The sequence below is a fragment of the Jatrophihabitans lederbergiae genome (assembly GCF_031845305.1).
Classification (GTDB): domain Bacteria; phylum Actinomycetota; class Actinomycetes; order Mycobacteriales; family Jatrophihabitantaceae; genus Jatrophihabitans_A; species Jatrophihabitans_A lederbergiae.
The window spans coordinates 40257-52683 of record NZ_JAVREH010000002.1; the positions used below are offsets into that span (position 1 = coordinate 40257).

Annotated in this window: 13 protein-coding genes and 1 pseudogene; 8 read left to right on the forward strand and 6 right to left on the reverse strand. The window is 69.4% G+C overall.

What is annotated here, in order from left to right:
- Positions 1–77 precede the first annotated feature (77 nt).
- Both RM423_RS01640 and RM423_RS01645 read right to left on the reverse strand, forming a co-directional pair.
- Entirely contained in the window at positions 78–839 is a 762-nt protein-coding gene (locus RM423_RS01640; protein WP_311421253.1) for an SDR family oxidoreductase, read from the reverse strand.
- A 124-nt stretch (positions 840–963) separates the two neighbouring features.
- Positions 964–1698 carry a class I SAM-dependent DNA methyltransferase gene (locus RM423_RS01645; RefSeq protein WP_311421254.1) on the reverse strand — a complete coding sequence of 245 codons (735 nt, stop codon included), beginning with the start codon at positions 1696–1698 and terminating at the stop codon, positions 964–966.
- 205 nt (positions 1699–1903) lie between these two features.
- Between RM423_RS01645 and RM423_RS25355 the strand changes: the two are divergent.
- Positions 1904–2044 (forward strand): annotated as a pseudogene (locus tag RM423_RS25355) (DUF885 family protein); the annotation flags it as partial.
- A gap of 255 nt (positions 2045–2299) precedes the next feature.
- Here the strand turns inward: RM423_RS25355 and thiS are convergent.
- From thiS to RM423_RS01665, 3 genes are read right to left on the reverse strand one after another with little or no spacing between them, the layout of a single operon-like run.
- Positions 2300–2500, reverse strand: coding sequence for a sulfur carrier protein ThiS (gene thiS / locus RM423_RS01655; protein WP_311421256.1), 201 nt, complete (start codon positions 2498–2500; stop codon positions 2300–2302).
- Positions 2491–3660, reverse strand: coding sequence for a glycine oxidase ThiO (thiO, locus tag RM423_RS01660; RefSeq protein WP_311421257.1), 1170 nt, complete (start codon positions 3658–3660; stop codon positions 2491–2493). The genes thiS and thiO overlap by 10 nt, the downstream gene beginning before the upstream one ends.
- Positions 3661–3669: 9 nt before the next feature.
- Complete coding sequence (locus RM423_RS01665; protein ID WP_396327558.1) at positions 3670–4569, reverse strand: EamA family transporter; 900 nt, start codon at positions 4567–4569, stop codon at positions 3670–3672.
- A 48-nt stretch (positions 4570–4617) separates the two neighbouring features.
- Here RM423_RS01665 and thiE point away from each other — a divergent pair, with 48 nt between their 5' ends.
- The 6 genes from thiE (at position 4618) to RM423_RS01695 (ending at position 9809) form a co-directional block, all read left to right on the forward strand.
- The gene (thiE, locus tag RM423_RS01670; protein ID WP_311421259.1) at positions 4618–5283 is read left to right on the forward strand and encodes a thiamine phosphate synthase; all 666 of its coding nucleotides are present in this window, start codon (positions 4618–4620) and stop codon (positions 5281–5283) included.
- A gap of 40 nt (positions 5284–5323) precedes the next feature.
- On the forward strand, positions 5324–6337 hold the full coding sequence (locus RM423_RS01675) for a glucosyl-3-phosphoglycerate synthase (RefSeq protein ID WP_311421260.1): 1014 nt from the start codon (positions 5324–5326) through the stop codon (positions 6335–6337).
- Positions 6337–7197, forward strand: coding sequence for a dihydropteroate synthase (gene folP / locus RM423_RS01680; protein ID WP_311421261.1), 861 nt, complete (start codon positions 6337–6339; stop codon positions 7195–7197). Before RM423_RS01675 ends, folP begins: the two co-directional genes overlap by 1 nt.
- The gene (locus tag RM423_RS01685; RefSeq protein ID WP_311421262.1) at positions 7194–7841 is read left to right on the forward strand and encodes a class III extradiol ring-cleavage dioxygenase family protein; all 648 of its coding nucleotides are present in this window, start codon (positions 7194–7196) and stop codon (positions 7839–7841) included. The genes folP and RM423_RS01685 overlap by 4 nt, the downstream gene beginning before the upstream one ends.
- Positions 7842–8028: 187 nt before the next feature.
- Positions 8029–9231: a 4-hydroxyphenylpyruvate dioxygenase gene (hppD, locus tag RM423_RS01690; RefSeq protein WP_396327565.1), complete on the forward strand. Its 1203-nt coding sequence runs from the start codon at positions 8029–8031 to the stop codon at positions 9229–9231.
- A gap of 77 nt (positions 9232–9308) precedes the next feature.
- On the forward strand, positions 9309–9809 hold the full coding sequence (locus RM423_RS01695; protein WP_311421264.1) for an Lrp/AsnC family transcriptional regulator: 501 nt from the start codon (positions 9309–9311) through the stop codon (positions 9807–9809).
- 96 nt (positions 9810–9905) lie between these two features.
- On the opposite strand, the gene RM423_RS01700 is transcribed toward RM423_RS01695, so the two are convergent.
- Positions 9906–10709 carry an SGNH/GDSL hydrolase family protein gene (locus tag RM423_RS01700; protein WP_311421265.1) on the reverse strand — a complete coding sequence of 268 codons (804 nt, stop codon included), beginning with the start codon at positions 10707–10709 and terminating at the stop codon, positions 9906–9908.
- A gap of 351 nt (positions 10710–11060) precedes the next feature.
- Between RM423_RS01700 and RM423_RS01705 the strand changes: the two genes are divergently transcribed.
- The gene (locus RM423_RS01705) at positions 11061–12416 is read left to right on the forward strand and encodes a geranylgeranyl reductase family protein (protein WP_311421266.1); all 1356 of its coding nucleotides are present in this window, start codon (positions 11061–11063) and stop codon (positions 12414–12416) included.
- Positions 12417–12427 lie beyond the last annotated feature (11 nt).

Here is a 12427-nt window from a genome sequence, read left to right on the forward strand (position 1 = left end):
CCAAGCCGGCGCTGCTACCTGCTAGCTCAACGCCATTGATCTATTGCCGCTGACGACTGCAGCCGTCGCGTTAGACCTCAAACGGGCAGCTGGCCCTTGGGAAAGCCGCCGTTGCTGTGGATCAGCTGCCCGTTGATCCATCGACCCTGGTCGGAGAGCAAGAACCTGACCACGTTTGCGGTGTCGGTCGGTGTTCCGAGTCGCCCGGTGGGTTGCTCCGCTAACAATCTGGTGTTGAGTTCGGGCGTCATCCAGCCGGTGTCGATGGGGCCGGGGTTGATGACATTGGCTCGCAGGCCGCGATCGCCGAGCTCGTGCGCGGCAGCGAGTATCAGGCGGTCCAGCGCAGCCTTTGTCGCCCCGTACGGCAAATTGTCGACTGTGTGATCGCTAGTGAGGGCAACCACGGAGCCGCCTGATTCTGGCAGCTGGCGAGCAAACGCGGCGAGCAACAGCCAGCTCGCGCGGACGTTGACGGCGTAGTGGCGATCAAAGCTCTCTACCGTGGTCGTGAGCAAGTCGGAGTCGACGCTCTCACAGTGCGACAGGACCAGTGCGTCCAGCGGTCCAAAACGGGCCACGGCAGCATCGATGAGCGTCTGGGGTCCGGCGGGGTCTGCGAGATCGACCGGCGCAAGCTCCACGTCGATGCCGACGCTCCTCAGTTCGTCAGCCAGTGCTTCCGGATCGTTCGGGCCAGCTTCGAGTCCGAGGCGCTCGTCGTAGGGACGCCAGAAAGAAAGCACGAGATCCCAGCCGTCGGCTGCCAAACCAGCTGCGAGACCAGCACCAATTCCTCGCCGCCGCCCCACCCCGGTTATCAATGCGGTTCGAGTCACCCCGCCATTCTCGCCCGGCCATGCTGGCGGGTGTCATACGACATCCCGCTGCGGGACGATGCTCAGGATCGGCAAGCGGGACCCGGGGTGATGTGGCAGCTGCTCTCGAAGTGATTGGAGGTGTCTAGACGCGGTGTGGGCTGTAGACACTGACGTGTCTGCGACTGTCGATGGTGAACGGCTCCTGCCGCCAGCCGCTCCATCGGTGGAGGAGTTGTAGGCCGGCGATTCGCGCCATGAGGTCGAGCTCGCTGGGGTAGACGAGGCGTAGGGAGATCGGTGACATCTGAATGCCGTTGCTCGTCAGGCGCATGTGATTGATGTCAAGGATCTGCGTCATTGCGTCGTAGCGGTGCGGACTCATCCGCACTTCGTCCAAGCCGACCTTTGGCACCTCAACGTAGCTGCCTTTGCGCGGCCCATCCCACGGCACTCCGGTTTCGACGACGAAGACGCCGTCGTCGGTGAGGTGCCTTGCCGCATTTTCAAAGCACCGAACCTGCCCGTCCTGGGTGAGCAGGTTGTGGATGGTGTTGAAGACGAGGTACACCAGTGGGTACCGGCCAGGCAGCTCGACCGTCGACATGTCGCCGATGGTCACCTGGAAGTCGGGTCCGCCGGGCTTTGCCCGCATGCGTTCCACCATGGCGGCCGATTGCTCGATGCCGTCGACGCGTAGGCCGCGCTCGGCCAGGGGCAGCGCGATCCGTCCAGTGCCGATGGCGAATTCGAGAACTGGCCCGTCGCCGGCGAGCGCGGCGAGGAAGTTCACGGTCTCCGGCTCGTCGCCGCGCAGATCCTCGTCATAGCGCTCGGCGACATCGGGGCCGAAGCTTGCGAACGGGTCGAAGCCCTCCACGGCGATTCCCTTCCGGTTTGAGGTCCGCACGGCCAGCGTTTGATCATGAGGAGTGTCGCGAAGGTCAAGCCCGTGCCGCAACCGATTTAGGAAGTCCGTCCACCGCACGATGAGAACCTCCGTAGCTACGTCGGCGGCCTCTTGCGCGAGGCGATCGCCTCACGATCTCACCGTGCTCCGCAAGGATGTCCCGGCTGCTCAACTTCTGTCCGCACACGCCGAGGGCGGGGCGCTCTACGCCGAACGCCTCATGGACGAGCTCGGCTTTCTCGATGACCCCGGGGACCGGCTCGGGATGCTCGACGCCCAGGAACTGCGCGCCCCCCGCGTCGTCCTCGACCTCGGGCCCCTCGACCTGGACCGACTCGCCGCCGAACTCGCCCGACTCTGATCGGAAGGCCGGGGCTATCGGCACGATCGGCCGGCGGGATCCCAGTAGAGATTCCCCTTTGCGGCATCGCTCGCGCTCGCCGGCCCACCTGCTGCACCCGCACCGCGCCGGGACACCAGCCCGAGCGAGTCGGCCGAACTATTCGGCGTTGGCCACTCGACGGTCTTCCGCGCGCCATCGGACGCGCCTGGTCGGCGTGGCAGAACGCCTTCAGCCACCCTGGACGGCGGTGACCACATCGATCCGGTCACCGGCCGCGACGGTGGTGTCGGCCCAGCTACCGCGCGGCACCACCTCGGAGTTCAGAGCGACCGCGATGCCTGCCTCCCGGTCGCTCAGCTGGCGGACCAGGTCGGTGACCGAGACTCCGTCCGCGGCCTCCCGCGGCTGACCGTTGACGATTATCTGCATGGTGCATACCCCTCACTGCGGAATCTGGCGGCGCCGAACGGGCTCCACTCCGGTGCCAGCGGCGCGTTCGCCAGCACCGCGGCGACCGCCTCGGCGGTGAGCGCGGACAGCAGGATGCCGTTGCGGTAATGCCCGGTGGCGAGCACCAGGCCGTCATCGATCCGGCCGAGCAACGGCGCGTTGTCGGCAGTACCCGGCCGGGTGCCGGCGCGGGCCTCGACGAAGCTGAACTCGGAGCTGATGGGCAGCAGCTCGTAGGCGTTGCGCAGCAGCTCGTACACCCCGCCCGCGGTCACGGTGGTGTCCTCGCCCTGCTGCTCCGACGTGGCGCCGACGACCACCTCTCCGCCCGCGCGCGGCACGAGGTACACCTCACTGCCGCGGACGATGCCGCGCACCGTTCTGGTAAGTACCTCGCCCGCGGCCCGCAGCCGCTCGGGCACCGCCAGCCGCAGGATCTGCCCCTTGACCGGTTGCACCCCGACGTCGAGCAACCGGCCGGTGGCCGCACCGGAACACAGCAGCACGGTGCCGGCCGAAAACTCGACACCGTCCGTCGTCAGCGCGCCGGTCGTCCGGCCCTCCCGGCTGGTCAGCTGCGCCACCTCACCCGCCACGAACTCGACACCGGCAGCCTCGCATCCCGCGCGCAACGCAGTCAGGTACCGGCGGTTGTCCACCGACAGGTCGTCCAGGGCCAGTACCCCGCCGCGTACCGCGGTCGACAGGTACGGCTCCAGCCGGCGGGTGGCGCTTCCGGTCAACCGCTCGCTGGCCAGTCCCAGGGAGTTACGGAATTCGGTGAGCCGGTCCAGCGCCGCCCGGTCATCGGCATTGAGCGCCACGGCCAGCGTGCCGTCCGTGCGCAGGCCCACCGGCAGCTCCGTCCCGGACTCGCGCAGCGCGGACTCAAGCTGGGCCGCGAACCGGACGAAGGCCGGCACCGCGGCCAGGTTCAACCGGGTCAACTCGCGCTCGCCGAAGATCGCCTCACTGACCGGGGCGAGCATGCCGGCGGCGGCCCAGCTGGCGCCGCGGGTACCGCTGGCATCGACCAGCCGCACGGTCGCCCCGTCGCTGGCGAGCCGGTACGCCGCCGCCAGGCCGATCACGCCGCCGCCGACGACCAGCACGTCGGTGGACGCGGGCTGAGTGGGCATGATTCGAGGCTAACCGAGCGCGACCGGCTCTGATTCCGGGCGCTTGGCCCGGGCCTCCAGGGTGGTGCCGGCGCTGGCGATGACCACCATCACGATGGCCACCAGGGTCCGCGCGTGCAGCCGCTGGCCGAGCACCAGCACGCCGGCCAGAGCCGCGAACGCCGGTTCCAGGCTCATCAGCAGGCCGAACGCCGCCGCCGGCAGGCGCCGCAACGCGATCAGCTCCAGCGAGTACGGCACCACCGACGACAGCACCGCCACCGCCAGCCCACCGGCCAGCACGCCGGGGCGGAGCAGCGCCGAACCGCCCTCGATGATCCCGGCCGGAATCAGCACCACCGCGCCGATGCCGAGGGCGATGGCCAGGCCGTCCAGTCCGGCGAAAGCCGACCCGACCCGCTGGGACAGCAGGATGTAGCAGGCCCACAGCGCGCCGGCCAGCAGCGCGAACAGCAGGCCCCGCAGGTTGAGCGAACCGTGCGAGCCACCGAGTGAGAGCAGCACGACACCACCGGTGGCCAGGGCCGCCCACAGCACGTCCAGCAGTCGGCGGGAACCGGCGATGGCGACCAGCAGCGGACCGGTGAACTCCACGGTGACCGCCGGGCCGAGCGGCAGCAGCCGGAGCGCCTCGTAGAAACTCCAGTTCATCAGGCACAGCACCAGGCCGAAGGCCAGCGCCGCGACCAGGTCACGCCGCGACCGGCCGCGCAGTCTGGGCCGGGTCAGCGCGAGCAGGATGGCCGCCGAGAAGGCCAGCCGCAGCAGCACCACGCCGGCCGGGCCGGCCTGGTCGAACAGCCGGTTCGCGAAGGCCGACCCGAACTGGACGGACGCAATGCCCACCAGGATCAGCGCTTGCGGGGGAATCGCGGCCGTCCGGGCTGCCCGTGGGATCACACGCTCCATCGTCTCAGCCGCCGCATCGGGACCGGCGGCCAGTGGTTGGATAGACGGGTGAGCAAGCCATCGCTGGAGGATGCCCGGCTGTACCTGTGTACTGACGCGCGCCAGAAGCAGGGTGATCTGGTGGACTTCCTCGACGCCGTGCTCGGCAACGGGGTGGACATCGTGCAGTTGCGGCAGAAGCATCTGGAAGCCGCCGAGGAGCTGGAGCTGCTCGAGATTTTCGCCGCCGCGTGCCTCCGCCACGACACCCTGCTGGCTGTGAACGACCGGGCCGACGTCGCGGTGGCTGCGGGTGCCGACGTCCTGCATGTCGGCCAGCGGGACCTGCCGCCGTCGACGGCCCGCCGGATCGTGGGCCCGGACGTGATTCTCGGCCTGAGCAGTCACAGCACCGCCGAGGCCACCGCCGCCGCCAGCGCGGCCGAGGTGGATTACTTCTGCCTCGGGCCGGTGTGGGCGACGCCCACCAAGCCCGGACGCCCGCACACCGGGCTCGGACCGGTCGCTGAGCTTGCCGCGGCCGCACCGGCACGACCGTGGTTCGCGATCGGCGGGATCGACGAGACGAATCTGGACGAGGTGCTCGACGCCGGTGCCGAGCGCGCTGTGGTGGTGCGGGTGCTGACCGAGGCCTCTGATCCCGGCGCCGTGGCCGGGCGGCTGGCGGCCCGGCTCAGCGCGCGAGCAGCGGGTAGCGACCGGAGCGCTGGGTAGCGTCGTCGCGGACCGCGGAACTGGTGAGGGAGTGTGGCCCATGGATGCCGCCGCCCGGCGCTGGTTCGACTCCCGCACCTTCGACTCCCGGAATTTTGAGGCCGGCGCCTTCGATGTGGCCGCCCTCGTCCGGGCGAAGCGATGCCGCGAGCAGTCGGTGAGCGTGGTGATCCCGGCCCGCAACGAGGCGGCGACGGTGGGCGCGGTCGTGCGCCAGATTCACCAGGCGCTGGTCGGCCCCGGCCTGGTGGACGAGCTGCTCGTCGTGGATTCGGACTCCGTCGACGGCACCGCGCGGGAGGCCGAAGCCGCGGGGGCCACGGTGTTCGCGGCAGCCGGCATCCCCACCGGAACGGAGCCGAGCCCCGGCAAGGGAGAGGCGCTGTGGAAGTCGCTGTTCGTATCCCGCGGCGACCTGATCGTCTTCATCGACGCCGACCTGACCGAGTGGGGCCCGCACTTCGTCACCGGCCTGCTCGGCCCGCTGCTGCGCGACGACGCGACGCTGCTGGTGAAGGGCTTCTACGACCGGCTCGCCGACGACCTGCCCGGCGGTGCGCAGCAGGGTCAGCCCGCCACCGCACCGCAGGGCGGCCGGGTCACCGAGCTGGTGGCGCGGCCGCTGCTCAACCTGTACTGGCCGCAGCTCTCAGCGGTCGTCCAGCCGCTGGCGGGCGAGTGGGCGATCCGCCGAGGCCTGATGGAGTCGCTGCCGGTTCCGGTCGGCTACGGCGTGGAGTTCGCAACCCTGACCGACACCTGGAGCCGCCACGGCCTGGACGCGATCGCGCAGGTCGACCTCGGGCGCCGGGGCCACCGGCACCAGAACGTGCACGATCTCGGCGTCATGGCGGCAGAGATCCTTGCGACGGCGCTGCGCCGGCTCCCGGGTGAGCCGCCCAGGATCGCCGGGGCCGGCCAGACGTTGCAACAATACGATCGGCAGGCACCGGAGGGTTGGCTCAGCCGGCGGGTGCCGACGCTGGAGCGGCCCGCCGCCCGCGAGAGCCCGCACTACCGCCCTTTCCCCGACCGTTCCCGGATGGACCCGTAATGCTCGAGCTGGCCGGCCAGACCTTCGCCGCCGACGCCCTGCTGATCATGGCGATCGTGAACCGGACGCCGGACTCCTTCTATGACCGGGGCGCCACGTACTCCTTCGGCAAGGCGCTGGATCGCGTCGCCGAGGTGGTGGACGCGGGTGCCGAGATCGTCGACATCGGCGGGGTGAAGGCCGCGCCCGGCGACGAGGTGGACGCTGCCGAAGAGATCCGCCGGACAGTCGACTTCGTCGCCAAGGTCCGCAGCGACTTCCCGGATCTGGTCATCTCGGTCGACACCTGGCGCCATGAGGTGGGCCGGGCGGTCTGCGAGGTAGGCGCGGACGTGCTCAATGACGCGTGGGGCGGCCACGATCCGGTCCTTGCCGAGGTCGCCGCGGAGTTCGATGCCGGGCTGGTCTGCACCCACGCGGGCGGGGTTGAGCCACGCACCCGGCCGCACCGCATCTGCTACGACGACGTGGTCGCCGATGTGCTCGGGCGCACCGTCGGGCTCGCCGAGCGAGCGGTCAGCCTCGGCGTCCGACGTGATCGCGTGATGATCGACCCGGGGCACGATTTCGGCAAGAACACCTGGCACTCGCTCGAGGTCACCCGCCGGATCGGCGAGCTGACGGCGACCGGCTGGCCGGTGCTGGTGTCCCTGTCGAACAAGGACTTCGTCGGAGAGGCGCTGGACCTGCCGCTCGGTGAACGCCTGCTCGGCACGCTGTCGGCGACGGCGGTCTGCGCGTGGCAGGGCGCCACCGTCTTCCGCGCCCACAACGTGCCCGAAACGCGCCAGGTACTCGACATGGTGGCGGCCATCCGGGGCAGCGCACCGCCGAGGCGGGCCGTCCGGGGCCTGGCGTGATCGCCGCCGTCGCGAACTGCCCGCATCCGCCGCTGCTGCTGGACGGCGTCACCGGCAGGCCGGTCGCTGAGGTTGAGCAGTTGCGCGCAGCCTGCCTGACCGCCATCGAGGCGATGGTGAGCGCCGCGCCGACCGAGATCCTGATCATTGGCGGCGCGACCCCCACCGAGCTGGACAAGCCGGTGAGCGTGCTGGTCGGACGGCTGCTGCTGGCCCGGGCAGAGTGCCCGCTGCCGGTGGATCAGCTCGTCGTGCCGGCGGAAACGCCGACGGAGCGCTGCCTATGGATCGGACGCGAGGCGGCGTCCCGGAAGGCACGTACCGGCCTGCTGGTGATGGGCGACGGCTCGGCCCGGCGCTCGGTCAGGGCCCCGGGGTATCTGGACGGCCGCGCCGCGCCCTTCGACGCCGCGGTGGAGCGGGCGTTCGCCGGCGCCGATCCGGCGGGGCTGGCTGCGCTGGACGCCGACCTCGCGGCCGAGTTGCTGGTCGCCGGCCGCGCAGCCTGGCAGGTGCTCGCCGGAGCCATGATCGCGAGAGCCGCCGGCGCCTTCGCGGCGACGGTGCACTACGCCGCTGATCCGTTCGGCGTCTGGTATCCCGTCGTCAGCTGGGTTCCGTCCATCGGAAGCGTGTCCGACTAGGCAATCCGTATAGCGCAATCTGTACAGCAAACCGCGCCCTTGAACGATCAGGATGCGCAACGATGCCAGGTTCGCCTGCGCATGTTGCTACCCACGAGCTGTCGATGCATCCTGACGCGAACAGGTCCGGGCTCCGGGCCGGCGAGCCGAAGAGCACCGAGGGCACAGCGGAGGAACGCAGATGACGATGACCGACCCGGGCCTGACCCCGGACGAGAAGGCCGCCAACCTGAACCTCGAGCAGCTCAAGCAGCTCGTCGGACTGGTGCCGTACAACCAGAGCACCGACCCGTTTCCGGTCACCGGCTGGGACGCGATCGTCTTCGTGGTCGGCAACGCCACCCAGACCGCGCACTACTACGAGTCCGCGTACGGGATGGAGCTCGAGGCCTACTCCGGCCCCGAGACCGGCAACCGCGACCACAAGTCCTACGTGCTGCGCAGCGGCTCCTGCCGGTTCGTGATCAGCGGCGGGGTGTCACCCGACAGCCTGCTGCTGGACCACCACCGCCAGCACGGCGACGGCGTCGTCGACATCGCGCTGGAGGTGCCCGACGTCGACCGGTGCATCGCGCACGCCCGCAGCCAGGGCGCTCGGGTCCTCGAAAAGCCGCACGACATCTCGGACGAGTTCGGCACCGTCCGGATCGCGGCCATCGCCGCCTACGGCGACACCCGGCACACCCTCATCGACCGCTCCGGCTACACCGGCGTCTACCTGCCCGGCTATGTCGAGCGCAGCGCCGGCTACGTCAAGCGGGACGGGGCTCCGAAGCGGATGTTCCAGGCGCTGGACCACGTCGTGGGCAACGTGGAGCTGGGCAAGATGGACGAGTGGGTCACGTACTACAACAAGGTCATGGGCTTTCTCAACATGGCCGAGTTCGTGGGCGACGACATCGCCACCGACTACTCCGCGCTGATGTCGAAGGTCGTCGCGAACGGCAACCACCGGGTCAAGTTCCCGCTCAACGAGCCGGCGATCGCCAAGAAGCGCAGCCAGATCGATGAGTTCCTGGAGTTCTACCGCGGCCCCGGCGTGCAGCACCTCGCGCTCGCCACCAACGACATCCTCCGGACGGTCGACGCGATGCGGGCCGAGGGTGTGGAGTTCCTGGCCACGCCGGATTCCTACTATTCCGACCCCGCGCTGCGGGCCCGCATCGGCGAGGTCCGGGCACCGATCGAGGAACTGCAGTCCCGCGGCATCCTGGTGGACCGGGACGAGGACGGCTACCTCTTGCAGATCTTCACCAGGCCGACGGGGGACCGTCCGACGGTGTTCTTCGAGCTCATCGAGCGGCACGGCTCGCTCGGCTTCGGCAAGGGCAACTTCAAGGCGCTGTTCGAGGCGATCGAGCGCGAGCAGGACAGCCGCGGCAACCTCTGAGCCGGTCCGGCCGCTTCGCTGACACAATCGCCTGTGAAGCGGTTGTCGGCGGTGGTTCGGGGGAGGGAGGCCAGGCGATGGTCAGGCGAGAGCTGGACGCGTTGGACGTCTCGATCCTGTCCGCGCTGCGCTCGGCACCCCGGGCCGGCTACCTGGAGCTCTCGCGCCTGCTCCAGGTGTCCCGGGCGACCATCCAGGCCCGGCTCGAACGGCTGGAACGCGACGGCGTGGTGTCCGGCTACGGCCCCGACGTCGACCTGACGGCCGCTGGCTACCCGGTGCTCGCCTTTGCCACGCTCGAGATCGCTCAAGGCCGGCTGGACGAGGTGACCGCGGCCATGGCGGCGATTCCCGCCGTGGTCGAGGCGTATGCCACCACCGGTCCGGGTGATGTGCACTGCCGGCTCGCCGCGGCCTCGCACGAGGACCTGCAGCAGGTGCTCATCCAGGTGTCCCAGATTCCGGGGGTGGCCAGGTCGACGTCGGTGGTCGCGCTGACCAGGCTGGTCGAGCACCGTGCGGTCGAGCTGCTCGCCGCCGCCGAGGTGCGCCCCGCGAGCCGGACGACGCCGCGCTGAGACCACGGATCGGCCGACAACACAGAACCGACAACACAGAACCGCCCGGATGCGGCAATGCCGATCCGGGCGGTTCCATGCGCGCTGTCAGTCAGCTCAGCCGGCGGCCGAGGTGAACACCGGCAGGTAGCCACCGGATTGGCCGGCGGCAGTGGGGTGGTACGACTCCCCGATGTCGAGGTAGTTCAGCGAGTGCAGCCACGAGGTGCCGTCGCAGATCTCGTGCCCGACGAAGGCCGGGCGCGCCTCGGCGAAGGTGAAGCCGTGGGCGGCGACGGCGGTCTTGATGATGCCGTCCGCCATGTTGATGCCCTCGTCGATCTTGGCCCGCGAGGTGGAGCTGAGGCCGATGCAACCCCAGACCGACGTGTCATAGAAGACGGGGTAGTCCAGGACGACGACCTTGGCGTTCGGGGCATGTGACCGGATCGAGTTGTACAGGTTGTTCAGGTTGCCCGGCAGGATCGACTGGGACTTGGCCTCGGCGTTGTTGACCGCCGCCACGCACTGGGTGGTTCCGTACAGCACACAGGTCTGCATGATGTTCGAGAAGCCTACGTCGTTGCCGCCGGCGGTGACGCTGACCAGGTTGGTCGCCGAGCTCAGCGCCGAGACCTGGGTGCTGATCACCGAGGACGTGGTGGCGCCCGAACACGCGACAGAGACATAGGAGGTGGGCAGGTGCGCCTTGGCCCAGAGCGCGGAGTAGGCGTTGGGGCTGCGGTCACAGCTGCCGCTCTCGCTGGTGTAACTGCCCGCTCCGACGCCGGAGGAGTACGAGTCGCCCAGGGCGACATAGTTGCGAGTGGCCGCGGACGCGGGACCCGCCGTGAGCAGAGCAGTGACGGCGACCGTCGCGACCGCACTTGCGGCAGCGACCAATGGGCGCAGATGGCGCATGAAAACCTCCGGGGGTGGGATGAAGCGATGGACACATAGGTATCAGTAACGCCCGGTTTTGTATAGTGTTAAGCCCATCTTTGTAGCTGCCAGATGTGGCCAGGTAATAACTGGCGTGACCTGGGTGCCCTCGCCGGACGGGGGGAGGCAGGGTCCGGAGGTCGCTGCAACCGCGTCGAGTGAGCGCTCCGCGCCGTCGCACCGGGCGCATAGGACGGCTGAGAAAGGCCTACACTTCTCATGGCGAGTTAGTGAAAGTTTTCACTAACTCACAGAATCGTGGACAATAGAGCCGTCGCACGGGTACGAGCATTGCGACCCGCGCTAGGCACCGCAGCAAGGAGGGCCGGCATGACTGCGATCAGCGACGCGTCATCGGCTCCCACGATTGCTGCCGGTGCGCTGGGGGAGTTGCCTTCCGACCGCACGTACGACGCGGACGTCATTGTCGTCGGCGCCGGCCCGTCCGGCTCGGCCGCCGCCTACTGGCTGGCTACCGCGGGCGTCGACGTGCTGCTGCTGGAGAAGACGACATTCCCCCGCGAGAAGGTGTGCGGCGACGGGCTGACCCCGCGCGGTACCCGAGCGCTGGTTGACATGGGCATCGACGTCAGTGAAGAGGCTGGGTGGCTGCACAACAAGGGGCTGCGGGTCATCGGCGGCGGCCTGCGTCTGGAACTCAACTGGCCCGAACTGGCGTCCTTCCCCGATTACGGTCTCGTCCGACCGCGCGCGGATCTCGACCACCTGCTGGTGCAGCAGGCGGTGCAGGCAGGTGCCCGGCTGCACGAGCAGACCTCGGTCACCGCGCCGATCCTCGATGCCCAGGGCCGCGTCGTCGGTGTGACCGCGAAGGCCGGCGCTGGTGCGGGCGAGAAGACGGAGCACAGCTACCGCGCTCCCGTCGTCCTCGCCTGCGACGGAGTGTCCGGCCGCTTCGCGCTGGCGCTCGGGATGCAGCGAAACGACAAGCGACCGATGGGTGTGGCCGTCCGGCGGTACTACAGCAGCCCGCGCACCAACGACGACTACCTCGAGTCCTGGCTGGAGCTGTGGGACGGCCCACCGGGTGCCGACGACGCCAGGCTGCTGCCCGGCTACGGCTGGATCTTCGGCATGGGCGACGGTTCGGTCAACGCGGGCCTCGGGGTGCTGAACTCCTCCGCGGGCTTCCAGAAGACCAACTACCGGACGCTGCTCACCACCTGGCTGGACAACACCCCCGAGGAGTGGGGCCTGCGCGAAGAGAACGCGCTGTGCCCGACCCAGGGCGCCGGCCTGCCGATGGGCTTCAACCGAACCCCGCACTACCGGAACGGCGTGCTGCTCGTCGGGGACTCGGGCGGCTCGGTCAATCCGTTCAACGGCGAAGGCATTCCGTACGCGATGGAGTCCGGCAAGTTCGCCGCCGAGGCGGTCGTGCAGGCGCTGGCCCGGCCCGAGGGCGCCGGCCGCGAGCGCGCGCTGGCCGGCTATCCGGCCGCGATGGCCGCGGAGTGGGGCGCGTACTACCGGCTCGGCGGGGTGTTCGTAAAACTGATCGGCAATCCCGCGGTGATGCGGGCCTGCACCAGGCACGGCCTGCCGCACCCGAGGTTGATGAAGTTCGTTCTCAAGCTGCTCGCGAACCTGACCGACCCGCACGACGGTGACGCGAGCGACCGCATCATCACCGCCCTGACCAAAGTGACGCCGGCCTTGCGATAGCACCGACACTA

What these genes read in the sequence shown, in the direction of transcription:
- thiS (WP_311421256.1), bottom strand. Translation starts at nt 2,500, where the DNA reads ATGCAGATAATCGTCAACGGTCAGCCGCGGGAGGCCGCGGACGGAGTC.
- thiO (WP_311421257.1), bottom strand. Translation starts at nt 3,660, where the DNA reads ATGCCCACTCAGCCCGCGTCCACCGACGTGCTGGTCGTCGGCGGCGGC.
- RM423_RS01665 (WP_396327558.1), bottom strand. Translation starts at nt 4,569, where the DNA reads ATGGAGCGTGTGATCCCACGGGCAGCCCGGACGGCCGCGATTCCCCCG.
- RM423_RS01675 (WP_311421260.1), top strand. Translation starts at nt 5,324, where the DNA reads ATGGATGCCGCCGCCCGGCGCTGGTTCGACTCCCGCACCTTCGACTCC.
- folP (WP_311421261.1), top strand. Translation starts at nt 6,337, where the DNA reads ATGCTCGAGCTGGCCGGCCAGACCTTCGCCGCCGACGCCCTGCTGATC.
- hppD (WP_396327565.1), top strand. Translation starts at nt 8,029, where the DNA reads ATGACCGACCCGGGCCTGACCCCGGACGAGAAGGCCGCCAACCTGAAC.
- RM423_RS01695 (WP_311421264.1), top strand. Translation starts at nt 9,309, where the DNA reads ATGGTCAGGCGAGAGCTGGACGCGTTGGACGTCTCGATCCTGTCCGCG.
- RM423_RS01700 (WP_311421265.1), bottom strand. Translation starts at nt 10,709, where the DNA reads ATGCGCCATCTGCGCCCATTGGTCGCTGCCGCAAGTGCGGTCGCGACG.
- RM423_RS01705 (WP_311421266.1), top strand. Translation starts at nt 11,061, where the DNA reads ATGACTGCGATCAGCGACGCGTCATCGGCTCCCACGATTGCTGCCGGT.